Origin of the sequence: uncultured Friedmanniella sp. (assembly GCF_964244005.1) — a bacterium.
GTDB lineage: Bacteria > Actinomycetota > Actinomycetes > Propionibacteriales > Propionibacteriaceae > Microlunatus.
The window spans coordinates 1-15496 of sequence record NZ_CAXTHG010000018.1 but is presented as its reverse complement, the minus strand read 5'-3'; the positions used below and the strand labels follow the sequence as shown (position 1 = coordinate 15496).

The 15496-nt window shown below is 68.1% G+C and carries 13 protein-coding genes and 1 pseudogene; 2 read left to right on the top strand and 12 right to left on the bottom strand.

Translation table 11 applies throughout. The features are described 5' to 3' along the window. Positions 1 to 921: 921 nt before the first annotated feature. From ACFE76_RS12540 to ACFE76_RS12530, 3 genes are all read right to left on the bottom strand, one after another. A complete protein-coding gene (locus tag ACFE76_RS12540) occupies positions 922 to 1947 on the bottom strand; it encodes a hypothetical protein (protein ID WP_375432096.1) in 1026 nt (341 codons plus the stop codon). A 506-nt stretch (positions 1948 to 2453) separates the two neighbouring features. Beyond that, positions 2454 to 3050: a hypothetical protein gene (locus ACFE76_RS12535; protein WP_375432095.1), complete on the bottom strand. Its 597-nt coding sequence runs from the start codon at positions 3048 to 3050 to the stop codon at positions 2454 to 2456. Between the two features lie 533 nt (positions 3051 to 3583). Then, positions 3584 to 4123, bottom strand: a complete 540-nt coding sequence (locus ACFE76_RS12530; RefSeq protein ID WP_375432094.1) for a hypothetical protein — start codon at positions 4121 to 4123, stop codon at positions 3584 to 3586. A gap of 304 nt (positions 4124 to 4427) precedes the next feature. Between ACFE76_RS12530 and ACFE76_RS12525 the strand changes: the two genes are divergently transcribed. After that, on the top strand, positions 4428 to 4577 hold the full coding sequence (locus ACFE76_RS12525) for a hypothetical protein (protein WP_375432093.1): 150 nt from the start codon (positions 4428 to 4430) through the stop codon (positions 4575 to 4577). A gap of 368 nt (positions 4578 to 4945) precedes the next feature. On the opposite strand, the pseudogene ACFE76_RS12520 reads toward ACFE76_RS12525, so the two are convergent. Next, positions 4946 to 5184: pseudogene (locus ACFE76_RS12520) on the bottom strand (IS3 family transposase); the annotation flags it as partial. A 564-nt stretch (positions 5185 to 5748) separates the two neighbouring features. Between ACFE76_RS12520 and ACFE76_RS12515 the strand changes: the two are divergent. After that, positions 5749 to 6183 (top strand): hypothetical protein, encoded by a 435-nt coding sequence (locus ACFE76_RS12515; protein ID WP_375432092.1) that lies wholly within the window; start codon positions 5749 to 5751, stop codon positions 6181 to 6183. Between the two features lie 288 nt (positions 6184 to 6471). On the opposite strand, the gene metK is transcribed toward ACFE76_RS12515, so the two are convergent. The 8 genes from metK to carB form a co-directional block, all read right to left on the bottom strand. Next, entirely contained in the window at positions 6472 to 7665 is a 1194-nt protein-coding gene (gene metK, locus ACFE76_RS12510; protein WP_375432091.1) for a methionine adenosyltransferase, read from the bottom strand. Between the two features lie 50 nt (positions 7666 to 7715). Next, positions 7716 to 8924 (bottom strand): bifunctional phosphopantothenoylcysteine decarboxylase/phosphopantothenate--cysteine ligase CoaBC, encoded by a 1209-nt coding sequence (coaBC, locus tag ACFE76_RS12505; protein ID WP_375432157.1) that lies wholly within the window; start codon positions 8922 to 8924, stop codon positions 7716 to 7718. Between the two features lie 11 nt (positions 8925 to 8935). Then, on the bottom strand, positions 8936 to 9253 hold the full coding sequence (rpoZ, locus tag ACFE76_RS12500; protein WP_375432090.1) for a DNA-directed RNA polymerase subunit omega: 318 nt from the start codon (positions 9251 to 9253) through the stop codon (positions 8936 to 8938). Between the two features lie 37 nt (positions 9254 to 9290). Continuing rightward, positions 9291 to 9821: a guanylate kinase gene (gene gmk, locus ACFE76_RS12495; RefSeq protein WP_375432089.1), complete on the bottom strand. Its 531-nt coding sequence runs from the start codon at positions 9819 to 9821 to the stop codon at positions 9291 to 9293. A gap of 65 nt (positions 9822 to 9886) precedes the next feature. Beyond that, a complete protein-coding gene (mihF, locus tag ACFE76_RS12490) occupies positions 9887 to 10207 on the bottom strand; it encodes an integration host factor, actinobacterial type (RefSeq protein WP_375432088.1) in 321 nt (106 codons plus the stop codon). Positions 10208 to 10292: 85 nt separating this feature from the next. After that, positions 10293 to 11129 (bottom strand): orotidine-5'-phosphate decarboxylase, encoded by an 837-nt coding sequence (pyrF, locus tag ACFE76_RS12485; protein WP_375432087.1) that lies wholly within the window; start codon positions 11127 to 11129, stop codon positions 10293 to 10295. Further along, on the bottom strand, positions 11122 to 12189 hold the full coding sequence (locus tag ACFE76_RS12480; protein ID WP_375432086.1) for a quinone-dependent dihydroorotate dehydrogenase: 1068 nt from the start codon (positions 12187 to 12189) through the stop codon (positions 11122 to 11124). The genes pyrF and ACFE76_RS12480 overlap by 8 nt, the downstream gene beginning before the upstream one ends. Before the next feature lie 10 nt (positions 12190 to 12199). Next, positions 12200 to 15496, bottom strand: a 3297-nt coding sequence (carB, locus tag ACFE76_RS12475; protein ID WP_375432085.1) for a carbamoyl-phosphate synthase large subunit, incomplete at its 5' end; no start/stop codon positions are given.

The window sequence follows — 15496 nt, the reverse complement described above, 5'->3', positions numbered from 1 at the left end:
ATTAGCGGCGACAGGCCACTAGATGATCACCTTTGGAACCTTCACCGCTTCTGCTGCCCAGTGGAGCGAGAGCCACCACACCACTGCCACGACAAGAGACAGGTGACCGGCCCCGAGCGCCGCCCACGAAAGCACCTGGCTAGCTCGCCTCGGAAGGCCTTCGTAGATCCACTTGTCGGCGAAACCAGTTCGAGCCAACGGGGCTCAGCTCGACGCAATGCCAGACCACCAATGAAAGGGAGCGCGAGTCCGATACCGAAGAGGTCGACCAGCGTCACCATTTCAGTATCAGGGGCCGCCGCCGATCAGAGGACCGAAAACGGCCGCACACGTAATTATCGCGCCTCGACCTCCTCCGTCATGCAGCCTCCCGTTGTGGCCAGATCAAGCCTCCCGGGGCCAGCTGGAGTTGACATAGCCAGGTAGGACGATCCTTCTCGATCTCGGAGATGAGATCGCTCAGCCTCGTCGACGACGCTGTTGGCGAGCGTCCCGGTGAGGGCTCAGCAGGCTCGAGGGGGCCGGCCACCCTGGTGTACCCAACTCCATCCTCGGGTCATCCCCTTCTGACTAAAGCAAGAGCCAGTTTTTTCAGCCCTTTCGCAAGGTGGAGGCTGAGGAATTCGGCCGACTATGCCGTGCGCTTTCCTTGAGCTGTCTTCTCCAGCCTCTTTTTTTCGATTCGGTCTGCGACAAATCCGACAACAGCCAGGACACTAGTAATTGCGAAACCCAGTCTTGGTACCCAGTCTGACTCGACCCGGTTCGACAGAGTAAGAATAACCCCTGACCGAAGGTACACATACAGCAAGGTGGCCCCAAGCACAACCAAGGCAGCTATCCTCCATCCATTCACGTCGTAAAGCGCTACTGAGCACGCGACGAAGGCAACCGCTAGAAGAATTATCGTGATCAGCATAGTTATGTATTCCGGAAGTTGTTATACGATCCCCATCCTCCATACCCATGTGCACCCCAGCGTACGGCCGGCCAATATGGATGCCACCATGCGGCTCGGCGACAGGAGACTCGTCTCCACGGCTGAGAATGCCATCCATATGACCTGCGGTAGGCGTGTCGACCCCAACGAGCGGCCCGTCGGGCTTGATAGGCCCGCCGAGAAAAATGGCGCGCACATCTTACGGCGTGGAAACGAAACAGTTCTACGTCCATTGCGATATGGCGAATCGCTCGTCGCCCAGAGATTTCGCGATGGCGGTAACGGTAGTAGTTCCAGCCCGCTGATGCACCTACGGCGATTGCCGCTGCTTCCCCGCACGCGCCAAGTGTGGCAACGACGCAAGCTCCGAAGGCCACCGCCCCGGTGGCTTCAGCGCCGTAGCGCCAAAACTTTCGCCACCTTCGCTCATTGCCGTCGGTATCCGAGCTATTGATGGGATCGTTCGGATAGCCGTAGGCCGTCGTGTTTCCGCCATTGACAGGATCGGTGGAGGTAAAGAGACCGGTGGTTCGGTTGGGGAGGCGCGCACCCATGAGGGTGAGACTAATGTGTTGGGTGCCGCGTTGTTTGGTGCCGAGCCAGCCGTAGCCGATGCCGGTGGTGCCGCCGGGGGTGTTGGTGGTGGTTTGTCGGGGTTGGCCGTATCCGGTGTAGCTGGTCCAGGTGTCGGTGCCGGTGGCAGCTGTTGCTCCAGGTCCGGTCATGGAGGGACTGAGAGTGATGGTGGTGGCGGTGTCGCCGCGCCGGGTGTTGAGGGCGAGCTCGGCGGTTGTGGTGCTGCCTGTGGTGTTGAGGGTGAGGCCGAGGTCGGCGTTGATGAGCTCGTTGTAGCGGGTCGTCGTCGTGGTCCCGGCTCGCTTGTCCGTAGCCCAGGTGGGGTTGTCGCCGCTGTCGGTGTAGTGCCGGACCAGCGTGGACCTGGCCTCGGCTACGAGCCGCATCGCCCGCTCCCGCAACTCCGGCGGGTTCTTTCTCGGTGCTGGCATGTCTTCATCCTCTCGGGGAATCATTCCCTCCATCAATCCCGGGGCGGCACAGTTGTGCCTGTCTTAGACTGCACAAGAGCAGCCATGACCTGTTGCTTGCACCGCCGCGTGGCCTAGCCCCTAGCCACAGACTGAACTGCCATGGACTACCGGCTTTCATTGGGCATCCATCGCATCTCTGCGGTCATTCAAGCTCCGAACTCGAACGTGAGGAAGCCGCTGTTTTATCCGAATGAGGTAAAACCGACCACGGCAACCAACAGACGTGTGACCACTAAGAAAGTGCCGCGTCTTTCAAGAGTTCTGGACCATGAAAGATGATCTTTCTCGCCATCCTGAAAGAAGTTGCTGAGAATTTGCCGGTCTCCCTAGGGTTGCTAATACAAACGTCGCGTAAATGAAGCCGAGGGTGACAATACCGACCTCTACAGCCGTTTTCAGGTCGATCCGTCCTTCGCCCGTCGCATGGACACATTCGAGATGAGGCCGGTGTCCGGGTTAGGTGGTTAGGTTGCCTCGACCCGCACCCTTTGCGCGCAAAGCCCCACCGCATATTGCGCAAATTGTAGTTGGAAGTCCCATGCGCCGTCCCAACTGAATGCTTCCAAATACATTGAGCTGCGCGCACTGGAAACATCGGCAGGCAGCCAGTCGAACAGCGTGACTTCGTCTAACGTTATCCACAATGTCGTCCAGTCTTGCGGGAACTCATTGTTGACTTCAAATCCGAGCGTCAGCCGTTCCCCAGTCGGTGTGGATTGCCGACTTAGCTTCACAAAATTGCTATTATGTAGGTCCACATGCGTCCCGTCGGCAAGGTCGAATTCACCCAAACCGGAACTAAGTGTTAACCCACCACTCGCAAATCCTTCACGTTTAAACGCCCGCGCGCCGGTGGTCGCCGTTTGTGACCAAGGTCCATCGGGACTGAACCAGGTCGGAGACTTCACGTACTGACCCCAGACAATCTCTTCACCCATCGGAATTCCCAGACGCTTGCTGAAGAGACCCTTTTTCTCTACAATTCTGTCGCTCTGGAAGGCTTCTATGAGGCATATGCAACGCTCCACCGCCCTCGCCATCTCTTTCTTCGGATCGCTCACGCCCTGCCAGGCGAAGCTGATACCGTTCGATAGCGCCACACGAACTACCTCCCCGCTCACTATCTCAGCTCGCCATCCAGAGCGCGTTCGGAGTCCCACGGACCTTGAGGCGGTATCGATCAAGGGGAAGGTGACATACCCGTCGGGAAGGTCAAGATCATAGCCTGACGTGTTCATGGTGTCATCTCTCGCTCGAAACTATTGATGATTGACTGCGGGCTGCCGCCCAGTACCGGAACCGCGTGGCTGGTGTACCGCCAAGGCAACAAGATCACTTGCTCCCGCCGGGCCCGCGACCCGTTCCACCCGAACAGAGCCGCCTCTACTGCCCGACACTCCTCAGAGGTGTCGCTTGGCGCCGCAATCAGCACTGTGGGGACGTGCGCGGGGAACACCACACGCTGAAGGGTAACGCGACGCCCTCCGGCCAATACGTCCCCTCGAGACTTGACCCCAGGAAAGCGACAGGGCAGACCTCCGTGCTTCGCCAGCGGCTCGACTACCTCACCGAGTGAACGGCGTAAAGACGTCAATTAGAACCGGATGGCGCCGGTGGTGAGGGCGTCACGTTGCTGGCCGATGACCTCGGCTGCGCGGCTGTAGGTCTCGATGTACTCGCGGGCGTCAGGGTGGACCATGCCAGCGATCTCCAGCAGGTCCTCGAAGAGCGCAGGGAGGGGCGATCGATAGATCGGCTCGTGGTGGGCAATCCGGTTCCGCAGCACCCGAATATCATCCAGCTTGGCGTGAATGTACCGGCGCCGTCGGTCTCCTCGGTGCGGGAAGGCGTGTTGGAGCCGCGGCTGCCAGAGGGTGGTCTCGTAGCTGTAGACCCGGTCACGGGGGATGCCTTCGCTGGTCAGGCCAACCCACAGCCCGAACGAGGTTGCGGCAACGATCTGGTCGCTGGTCGGCTGCGCCGTTCCTCGGTTGACCAGCGTTGTCCTGGCGGTTGCAATCGCCGCATCCTCGTTGCGGCACAGGCGAACGTGCGGATCGTTCCACCAGTCTCCTCGACCGGTGCGGTCGGCTAGGCGGTCGTGGAGGGCGTTGCGGACCGAGATCTCGACCACGCTGATGGGTCCCCACAGGGCCGATGAGACGGCGAGATTCCAGGTGTACAGCCGTAGTGCGAGGGCACGGTCGCCGTTGTAACGAGTGAGATAGCGGGCGAGGCGTGCTCCACTCAGCAGTCCCTCCAGGCCGAGGAGAGAGCCAGCATCCAAAAAGGACCCCTAATAAGACTGTTGCCCCGGGAGTCCGAGCCTGAAGCTCGAATAGTCACCGGGGCGTTATGTCGTCGATAGTAGCAGGTTTTGAGCGGAAGCCTCACACGGGCCGCCGCGCACCTCTAGCTAGGTGCGAGACGCTAGGGGCGTGACCGTTGCTAGGTTCGTCGTCTCGATCCTTGCGCTGCTGGCGTCGGGTATCGCGGTGACCTATGCCCGGCGCAAAGCTGATGCTGCCGACCGGCAGGCCGCGGAGGCGCGCCGGCAGGCCGACGCGGCTCACGAGACCTGCGACTGATCAACGCGCCGGTCCTGACCGTGACGCTGAAGGACGAGCCGGCCGAAGGGCCAGACGTCCTGTACGAGATTCGCAACGACGGCCCTAAGGACCTGGAATCGGTGATCGTGCAGCGCCCCGAGACCAGTGATCGAGTTCGCTAAGCCATCGCACGGCTGGGCATGACTGACTTTGAGGACCAGGTAGAGCTGGGACCGCTTCGGTTGGGTGAAGCCAGCGGGCTGCTGCTCAAGGTTGGTAACACGACCTCGCCACCCGAGTTCCGGGCCCGAATCACGTGTCGCTCGGGAGATGACAAGTGGGATCTGAGCAAGCTCCTCGAACCGCGGCCAACACCGTTCCAGGTGTTCTGAAGTCGTTAGCCCCGGTCAGGCGGCTTGGGCCTGGTTGGTGGTCATGGAGGTCTCGTACTCGATCGGGGTCAAACCGGCCGAGCCGGGGTTGGCGCCGGCCACGGTGGTAGGTCCGTTCGATTCAGGTGACGATGGCGATCCGAAGCTGCTGCCGGGTGGTCCACCGTTGCCGGTCCAGCACGTTGTTCTGCAGCAGGCCAAAAAGGACTCCATCGCCGCGCGTCGTCGCTGGCGGACCCGACCTGGCCCCTAGACGGCTGCTTCTCGCCTCCGCACGGCAGATGAGAGGCAGGCCCCCCGGTTGACCGACGCGACGCCTACGGTGCCCGGGCCACGCGAGGTAGGACGACACCATCGTTCGTCAGATCGTCATCTACGACCCATCCCGCATCTCCTTGTGGACCCGCTGCGATCAGTACGCTGGCGACCAGGCTCGGGGCCAACCAGCAAGGATGGATCCGGTGCTTCACCAATTCCCGCGACCAAGATGCCTCCTGCCCGTCGTGCTGGTCCTCGCCCTGGCTGGCTGCTCAGATGGGCCCACCCCTGGGCCGGCAGGCGGCGCCGCCGACACGCCCAACGCCGCCACCGCCTCAGCGCCCGCATCGCCGTCGGCGCCGGTCGTGACCCCACTGCCAACCCCCTCGCCGACGACCTCGCCTTCGTCGCCGGCCGTGAAGCGGACCCGAGCCGAGCTGACGAAGACCCTGCTCAGCCTCAAGGACCTGCCGGCAGGCTTCGAGGTCGACAAGGGGGGAGGCGACGACGGGACCAGGATGTCGTCGAGCACGAAGGCCTGCTCCCCTCTCGTGCGGCTCATGAATGATGCGTCGCTCCCTGGGTCACGCGAGCAGGCCGACGTCTCGTTCTCGGGCGGACAGGACGGTCCGTACATCGACGAGACCCTCGACGCGATGGGCAGCAATCGCGCCGCGCGTGCCTTCGTCGAGACCTACCGCACCTCGGTCCGCGCCTGCCGTAGCGTCCGCGTCACCGTTCCCGGGATCGGTTCCTCCGACGTCGACGTGCGCGAGATCTCGTTCGCTCGAATCGGTGACGACACCTTCGCCGCCCGGTTCCGCGCCAGGAGTGGAGCTCTCGAAGGTCTAGAGCTCATCCAGGCCGGAGTCCAGTCCGGCGACATCGTCGTGGGCGTGACCACCGTCGGCTTCGACGGCTCTGACGCCGAAGCTGCCGCAGATGATGCGGTCAGCAAGGCCGGCAGAAAGCTGGGCACCTCGGGGGCCATCTAGCGGGGCTTCCCCCACCGCGCCATCGCCATCGCGATCGGAGGGCTCGGCCTGGGGGAACGGTTGCCCCCGACCGCCGCACTCGGCCGCCTGGTCCGGCGTCCCCATCGGCGCCTTCGCCGGCGCCTTGGCGGCCAGCTTGGGCGCCTCGGCGGTCCACTCAGCTCGCCGTCCAGACCAGTGCTTCGGCCGTCGCCCTGACTGGCGTCCTCGGCGTGGTCAGCGGCATCGCGTTGGGCCTGCTCGTGGGCTCGACCACCGCCCGGTCCTTAGGACGCGTCGGCGGGAAGCTCAGCCCTTGACGGCCGCGGCCAGGGCGTCGGCGCGGTCGGCGACCTCCCAGGTCACGCCCGGCAGGTCGCGGCCGAAGTGCCCGTAGGCGGCCGTGGGCACGTAGATCGGCCGGAGCAGGTCGAGGTCGGCGATGATCGCGGCCGGCCGCAGGTCGAAGGTGGCCAGCACCGCGTCGGCGATCTGGTCCGTCGGCACCGCCTCGGTGCCGAAGGTCTCGACGTAGAAGCCGACCGGATGCGCCTTGCCGATCGCGTACGCCACCTGGACCTCGCAGCGCCGGGCCAGGCCGGCGGCGACGACGTTCTTGGCCACCCAGCGCATCGCGTACGCGCCGGAACGGTCGACCTTCGACGGGTCCTTGCCCGAGAAGGCACCGCCGCCGTGCCGGGCCATGCCGCCGTAGGAGTCGACGATGATCTTGCGGCCGGTCAGGCCGGCGTCGCCCATCGGGCCGCCGATCTCGAACCGGCCCGTCGGGTTGACCAGCAGCCGGTAGTCGCTCGAGTCGATCGCGAACCGCTCGAGGACCGGCTCGACGACGTGCTTGCGCACATCGGGCGCCAGCAGCGCGTCCAGGTCGATGTCGGCGGCGTGCTGGCTCGAGAGCACCACGGTGTCGAGCCGGACCGGGCGATCACCGTCGTACTCGATGGTGACCTGGGTCTTGCCGTCCGGTCGCAGGTACGGCATGGTCCCGTCCTTGCGGACGAGCGCGAGCTGCTCGGCCAGCCGGTGGGCCAGGTCGATGGGCAGCGGCATCAGCGAGGCCGTCTCGTCGCACGCGTAGCCGAACATCAGGCCCTGGTCGCCCGCGCCCTGGGCGTCGAGGGCGTCCGCCGAACCGCCGCTCCGGGACTCGAACGCCGTGTCCACGCCCTGGGCGATGTCGGGCGACTGCTGGCCGATGGCGATCGTCACGCCGCAGGAGGCGCCGTCGAAGCCCTTGGTCGAGGAGTCGTAGCCGATGTCGATGATCCGCTGCCGGACCAGGCCGGGGATCTCGACGTAGGAGTCGGTGGTGACCTCACCCGCGACGACCACGAGGCCGGTGGTGACCAGGCACTCCACGGCCACCCGGCTGTTCGGGTCCTGCCGGAGCAGCTCGTCGAGGACGGAGTCGCTGATCTGGTCGGCGATCTTGTCGGGGTGACCCTCGGTCACCGACTCCGAGGTGAACAGTCTGCGCGGCATGGTGCGGGGCCTCTCCTGCATCGTCGGCGGGGGTGCGGGCTTGGACCAACCTACCGGGCCAGCCGCTCCGCAAGCGCGGCATCCCAGATCAGGTGGGCGAGTCGGTCCTTCGTGCCCGTCACCGGTCCGGCGGCGCCCGACGGGCTGAGCACCGTGATCTCGCTGGTCGACTGGCCGAACACCCGGCCGTGCCCGACCTCGTTGAGGACCAGCAGGTCGCAGCCCTTGCGGGCGAGCTTGGCTCGACCGAGCTCGACCAGGCTGGTGCCCGGCGTCGGGGTCTCGGCGGCGAAGCCCACCAACACCTGACGCGGATCGGTACGCGCGGCGACCAGCCCGGCCAGCACGTCGGAGGTCTGCACCAGGTCGAGCTGCAGACCACCCGTCCCCGACTTCTTGATCTTGGTGTCACTGGCCGCGGCCGGGGTGAAGTCGGCCGGCGCGGCCGCCATCACGACGAGGTCGGCGGTGGTGGCGGCGACACTCATCGCCGCACCCAGGTCAGTGGTCGAGGTCACCGGCTGCAGGGTGACCCCCGGCGGCGCCGGGCGGTCGACGTTCGCGGCGACGAGCCGGACGTCGGCGCCGCGCAGCCGGGCGGCCCGCGCCAGAGCCCAGCCCATCAGACCGGAGGATGAGTTGCCGAGGAAGCGGACCGGGTCGAGGTGCTCGCGGGTGCCGCCGGCGCTGACCACCACCGACAGGCCGGCCAGGTCCTGCGTGGCCCCCCGGACGGCGATCCCGGGGTCGTCCAGCACCGTGGCGGCCACGGCAGCCAGCTCGGCCGGGTCGGGTAGCCGGCCGGGTCCAGAGTCCGCGCCCGTCAGCCGGCCGGAGTCCGGGTCGACGACGAGGACGCCCCGCTCGCGCAGGGTGGCGACGTTGGCCCGGGTGGCGGCGTGCGACCACATCTCGGTGTGCATGGCCGGGGCCAGCACGACCGGGCAGCGGGCCGTCAGCAGCACGTTGGTCAAGAGGTCGTCAGCCCTGCCGGACGCGGCCCGGGCGATCAGGTCGGCGGTGGCCGGCGCTACCAGCACGAGGTCGGCCTGCTGGCCGAGCTGGACGTGCGGCACCTGGTGCGCGTCTGCCCAGACCTCGGTGTGGACCGGCTGACCGGACAATGCGGCCCAGGTGGCCTCGCCGACGAACGTCAGCGCCGAAGCCGTCGGGACGACCCGGACCTGGTGACCCTCGGCGAGCAGCCGACGGAGCAGCTCGCACGCCTTGTAGGCCGCGATGCCGCCCGCGACCCCCAGGACGACCTGGCTCAGGCGGAGTCGCCGAGCTTCGTGGAGCCGCCGTTGTCGTCGGTGCCCTCGACCTCGGGGTCGATGTCGATGCAGTTCAGCTTGCCGGCGTTGACCTCGCGCAGCGCGATCGAGAGCGGCTTCTCCTGGACGCCGGTCTCGACCAGCGGACCGACGTGGTCGAGCAGGCCCTCGCCGAGCTGGGAGTAGTAGGCGTTGATCTGGCGGGCGCGCTTGGCCGCGAACAGGACCAGCTTGTACTTGGAGTCTGACCGGGTCAGGAGCTCGTCGATCGGGGGGTTGGTGATGCCTTCGGCGACCACGTGCGTTGAAGTCAAGGTGTGCCTAACGTTGGCGGTGAAGAGCGTCTGTTTGTCACAGACGGGCCAATGCTACCAACTCCCGCACGGCCTGCCCCACCTCGCCGTTCACGATGACGTGGTCGAACTCCTCAGCCGAAGCCAGCTCAGCCCGGGCCGTCTCCAGCCGGCGCGCCTGCTGGGCCGCCGACTCGGTGCCCCGGCCGATCAGTCGCCGCACCAGCTCCTCCCACGACGGCGGCGCCAGGAACACGAACCGCGCCTCGGGCCAGGCGGTCCGTACCTGACGGGCGCCCTGCAGGTCGATCTCGAGCAGGGCCGGCCGGCCGGTCTCGACCGCCGCCAGCACCGGCGCACGCGGCGTGCCGTAGCGGTGCACCCCGTGCACGACGGCCCACTCCAGCAGGTCGCCGTCGGCGACCAGCCGGTCGAAGGCGGCCTCGGACACGAACAGGTAGTGCACCCCGTCGACCTCGCCCGGCCGTGGCGGCCGGGTGGTGGCCGAGACGGAGACGAAGATCTCGGGGTGGTCCGCCGCCAGCCGGGTCACCACGGTCCCCTTGCCGACGGCGGTGGGTCCCGACAAGACGGTGAGCCCAGGACCGTCCGAGCTCGCACCAGTCACCCCCGCATCAGTCACCCCCGCATCAGTCACTGCGCAGCCGGGAACTCCGCCACCAGGCCGGCCATCTGGTGCTTGCCGAGTCCGCGCAGCCGCCGGTTGGCGGCGATGTCGAGCCGTTCCATCACTTTCGTGGCCCGCACCGTACCGACCCGGGGCAACGACTTGAGGACGTCGAGGACCTTGGTGTGGGCGATGACGTCGTCCTGCTCGGCCTGCTCCAGGACCTCGGCCAGGGTGCGCCGGCCCTCCCGGAGGGCCTGCTTCATCTCCGCGCGCCGGCGGCGGGCCTCGGTGGCGGCATGCCTGGCGAGCTGGCGCTGCTCGTCGCTCAAGGGGGGAATGGTCACGGCTCGCGTCCTCATCTTCGACCAGCGGTCACCTGTGGCGACGGGCCCCGCGCCCTTCGCGGTGGTCCGCTCGTGACTAGGAAACCTACCCCACGGCCGCGACGTGGCGCATGGCGGCCACGCTCCGCCGGGCCGCCGCGCGCAGGGCGTCCGGACCGGGCCCGGCGCCCATCACCTCACGGCTCGTGGTCGGCAGCACGAGCCCGAGGGCCGACCCGAAGACCGCCTGCAGGTCGGCCGCCGTACCGCCCTGGGCGCCGATCCCGGGCGCGAGGATCGAGCCGTTCAGCTGGCTGAAGTCCACCCCGGTCTGGCCGATCGTCGCCCCCACCACCACCCCGACATGACCGGGGCCGTGGCCGGCGTTGCGGGCGGCGGCCTCGTCGACGACCAGCTGGCCGAGCAGCCGGCCGTCCGCGGTCCGGGCGTGCTGCACCGACGGCCCTTCCGGGTTGCTGGTCAGGGCCAGGACGTACACCCCGCGGCCTGACTCCCCCGCCCGCGCGATCGCCCCGTCGAGGGAGCCGAAGCCGAGGTACGGGCTGAGGGTGACGGCGTCCGCCGCGAGCGGGGAGCCGTCGGTCAGGTAGGCCGCCGCGTACGCGTCCATGGTGGAGCCGATGTCGCCACGCTTCACGTCCAGCAGCGACAGCGCTCCCGCCGCGGCGATGTCGGCCAGCACCCGTTCGAGCACGGCCACCCCGGCCGACCCGAACGCCTCGTAGCAGGCCGACTGCGGCTTGAACACCGCAACCTCCGCGCCGAGCGCCTCGACCATGCCACGAGCGCACGCCTCCAGGCCGGCGACGTTGGCGTCCAGCCCCCAGGCGCGCAGCACACCCGGGTGCGGGTCGATGCCGACGCACAGCGGGCCGCGCTCGGCCACCACGCGGGCCAGCCGGACCCCGTACGGCTCAACCATGTCGCCCCGTCAGCTGGTTCAGGTCGCGGACCAGCGCCGGCCCGCCGTAGATGTAGCCGGTGTAGACCTGCAGCAGCACGGCCCCAGCGTCCAGCAGCGCCCGGCCGTCGTCGGCGCTCATGATGCCGCCGACCCCGATCACCGGCAGCGAGGTCCGGGCGGTCAGGAACGACACGACGGCCCGGGTCCGGGCAGCCAGTGGCGCCCCGGACAGACCGCCGGCCTCGGCTGCGTACGGGTGCTGCTCGACCCCGGTGCGCGCCAGGGTGGTGTTCGTCGCGATCAGCCCGGCGACGCCGGTGCTGAGGCAGACGTCCAGCAGCTCCTCCAGCGCGTCCTCGCTGAGGTCGGGCGCGAGCTTGACGAAGACCGGGACGGGCACCGACGACCCGGCGAGCCGGTCCGCCTCGGCCACCAGGGTCGACGTCAGCTCACCCAGGGCGGTCGCGTCCTGCAGCGTCCGCAGGCCGGGGGTGTTCGGGCTGGACACGTTGACGGCGACGTAGTCGGCGTAGCCGGCCAGCAGTCGGAACGAGGACAGGTAGTCCGTGGTCGCCTCGGCCAACGGGGTCGTCCTGGTCTTGCCGAGGGAGATGCCGAGCGGGATCCCGACCGCGCCGTTGCCGCGGACCACCCCGGCCGCGGCGAGCCGGGCCGCCAGCGCCGGCGCGCCGAGGTTGTTGAAGCCCATCCGGTTGAGGATGGCGCCGTGCTCGGCCAGCCGGAACAGCCGCGGAGCGGCGTTGCCCGGCTGGCCCTGCGCGGTCACCGTGCCGAGCTCGGCGTAGCCGAAGCCGAGCGCGCCCCAGGCCTTGAGTCCGAGACCGTTCTTGTCCAGACCCGCGGCCACGCCCACCCGGCCGGGAAAGTCGATCCCAGCGACCGTCACCGGGTCGCGGTGACCGGCCAGCAGCCGGGCCACGCCCGAACGCAGCCGCGGCCGTTCCCCGACGAAGTTGATCAAGGACAGGGTGGTGTCGTGCACCCGCTCCGGATCGCCGCCACCGCAGCGGAACAGCAGCGGACGCAGCACCTTCTCGTAGCCCCAGTTGATGATCATGGGCCCGAGATCACCGGCGCTGGGCCCACGACTGCAGGGAACGGACGCCGACGTCGCCGGCCATGATCGCCTCGATCCCCTGCACGGCGGCGGCCAGGCCCTGCACGGTGGTGATGCAGGGGACGTTGCGCAGCACGCTCGCGGTGCGGATCTCGTAGCCGTCGAAGCGCGGCCGGCCGTCCGGGCTGAGGCCGTGCGGGGTGTTGAAGATCAGGTCGACCTCGCCGTCCAGGATGGCCTGGACGACGGTCTTCTCCCCGTCGGGTCCCGGTCCCTGGCTGTACTTGCGGACGGTCGTGACCTGGACGGCGTGCCGACGCAGCATCGATGCGGTCCCGGCGGTGGCGAGGATCTGGAAGCCGAGGTCGGCCAGCCGCTTCACCGGGAAGACGACGTTGCGCTTGTCCCGGTTGGCGACCGAGACGAAGACGGTGCCCTTGGTCGGCAGTGGGCCGAAGGCGGCCACCTGGCTCTTGGCGAACGCGGTCCCGAAGCCGAGGTCCAGCCCCATCACCTCACCGGTCGAGCGCATCTCCGGGCCGAGGATGGTGTCGACCGAGATGCCTTCGACGGTGCGGAACCGGTTGAACGGCATCACCGCCTCCTTGACCGCGATCGGTGCCGAGCTGTCCTCGTCGGATCCGTCGCCGGTGGCCCGCAGCATCCCCTCGGCGCGCAGCTGCGCGATCGGCGTGCCGAGCATCACCCGCGCCGCGGCCTTGGCCAGCTGGGTGCCGGTGGCCTTCGAGACGAACGGCACGGTCCGCGACGCCCGCGGGTTGGCCTCGAGGACGTAGAGGGTGTCCCCCGCCAGCGCGAACTGGATGTTGATCAAGCCGCGAACCCCTACCCCGCGGGCGATCTTCTCCGTGGAGTCACGGATCCGGTCCACCACCTCAGCGCCGAGGGTGATCGGCGGCAGGGCGCAGGCCGAGTCGCCCGAATGCACGCCGGCCTCCTCGATGTGCTCCATCACGCCGCCCAGGTAGAGATCGGTGCCGTCGTAGAGCGCGTCGACGTCGATCTCGACCGCGTCGTCGAGGAAGCGGTCCACCAGGACCGGGTGGGCCGGTGAGACCTCGGTGGCCCGGCCGATGTAGGACGACAGCGAGCCCTCGTCGTAGACGATCTCCATCCCCCGACCGCCGAGCACGTATGAGGGCCGGACCAGCACCGGGTAGCCGATCTCGTCGGCGATCAGCTTGGCCTCGGCGAACGAGCGGGCCAGGCCGTGCTTCGGTGCGGGCAGGCCCTCGGTGTCGAGCACCTCACCGAAGGCGCCGCGCTCCTCGGCCAGGTGGATCGACTCCGGGCTGGTGCCGACGATCGGCACGCCCGCGTCCTTGAGCGCCTGGGCCAGCCGCAGCGGAGTCTGGCCACCGAGCTGCACGATGACGCCGGCGATGGGCCCGGCCAGGCTCTCGGCGTGCACGACCTCCAGCACGTCCTCCAGCGTCAGCGGCTCGAAGTAGAGCCGGTCGGCGGTGTCGTAGTCGGTGGAGACCGTCTCGGGGTTGCAGTTGACCATCACGGTCTCGTACCCCTGGCCGTCGTTGTCCGGCGCCGCGGAGAGCGCCATCGCCGCGTGCACGCAGGAGTAGTCGAACTCGATCCCCTGACCGATCCGGTTGGGCCCGCTACCGAGGATCAGGACGGCCGGCCGGGTCCGCGGCAGCACCTCCGACTCGGTCTCGTACGTGCTGTAGTGGTACGGCGTCCGGGCGGCGAACTCGGCCGCGCAGGTGTCCACCGTCTTGTAGACCGGTCGGACCCCCAGCGCCCAGCGCACGCCGCGGACGACGTCTTCGCGGAGGTGCCGCAGCGCGGCGATCTGCGCGTCGGACAGGCCGTGCCGCTTGGCCAGCTCGAGCACCGCGACCGTGAGCTCGGGAGCGTCGCGGACGTGGTCGGCCACCTCGAGCACCAGCACCAGCTGGTCGAGGAACCAGGGGTCGATCTTGGTCGACTCGAAGACCTGCTCAGGCGTCGCCCCGGCCCGCAGCGCCTGCATGACCAGCCCGATGCGGCCGTCGTGCGGCCGGGCTGCCGCGTCCAGCAGCTCGGCAAGGGGCGTCCGGACCGGGGTGACGAAGTCGAACGGGGCCCGCGGGTCCTCCAGGCTGCGCAGGGCCTTGCCGAGCGCCTCGGTGAAGTTGCGACCGATCGCCATCGCCTCGCCGACGCTCTTCATGTGGGTGGTCAGCGTCGAGTCGGCCGAGGGGAACTTCTCGAAGGCGAACCGCGGCACCTTCACCACCACGTAGTCCAACGTCGGCTCGAAGCTCGCCGGGGTCCCGACGGCGGAGCCGTCCTCAGTCTCGCTCGTGGTGATGTCGTTCGGGATCTCGTCGAGGGTGTAGCCGACGGCCACCTTGGCGGCGATCTTGGCGATCGGGAAGCCGGTCGCCTTGCTGGCCAGCGCGCTCGAGCGCGAGACCCGCGGGTTCATCTCGATCACGATCATCCGACCGGTGGCTGGGTCGATGGCGAACTGGATGTTGCAGCCGCCGGTGTCCACCCCGACCGCCCGGATGATGCCGATGGCCACGTCGCGCATCTGCTGGTACTCACGGTCGGTCAGGGTCATCGCGGGGGCGACGGTGATGGAGTCGCCGGTGTGCACGCCCATCGGGTCGAAGTTCTCGATCGAGCAGACGACCACCACGTTGTCCGCCCGGTCGCGCATGACCTCGAGCTCGTACTCCTTCCAGCCGAGGATCGACTCCTCGATCAGCACCTCGGTGGTCGGGCTGGCGCTGAGGCCGGCGCCGGCGATCCGGCGCAGGTCGGACTCGGTGTGCGCAAAGCCGGAGCCGACCCCGCCCATGGTGAAGCTGGGTCGGACGACCAGCGGGTAGCCGAGCTCGTCGGCCGCACCGAGGACCTGGTCCATCGTGTGGCAGACCACGCTGCGCGCGACCTCGGCCACCCCGCCCGCGATGTGGCCGAGACCTTCGACGATCGCCTTGAACTGCTCGCGGTTCTCGCCGCGGTGGATCGCCTCGAACGAGGCGCCGATCATCTCGACGCCGTACTTCTCCAGCACGCCGTTCTCGTGCAGCGCGACCGCGGCGTTCAACGCGGTCTGGCCGCCGAGGGTGGCCAGCAGCGCGTCGGGGCGTTCCAGAGCGATCACCTGCTCGACGAACTCGGGGGTGATCGGCTCGATGTAGGTCGCGTCGGCGAACTCCGGGTCGGTCATGATCGTGGCCGGGTTGGAGTTGACCAGGATGACCCGGAAGCCCTCCTCGCGCAGCACCCGGCAGGCCTGGGTGCCGGAGTAGTCGAACTCGCAGGCCTGGCCGAT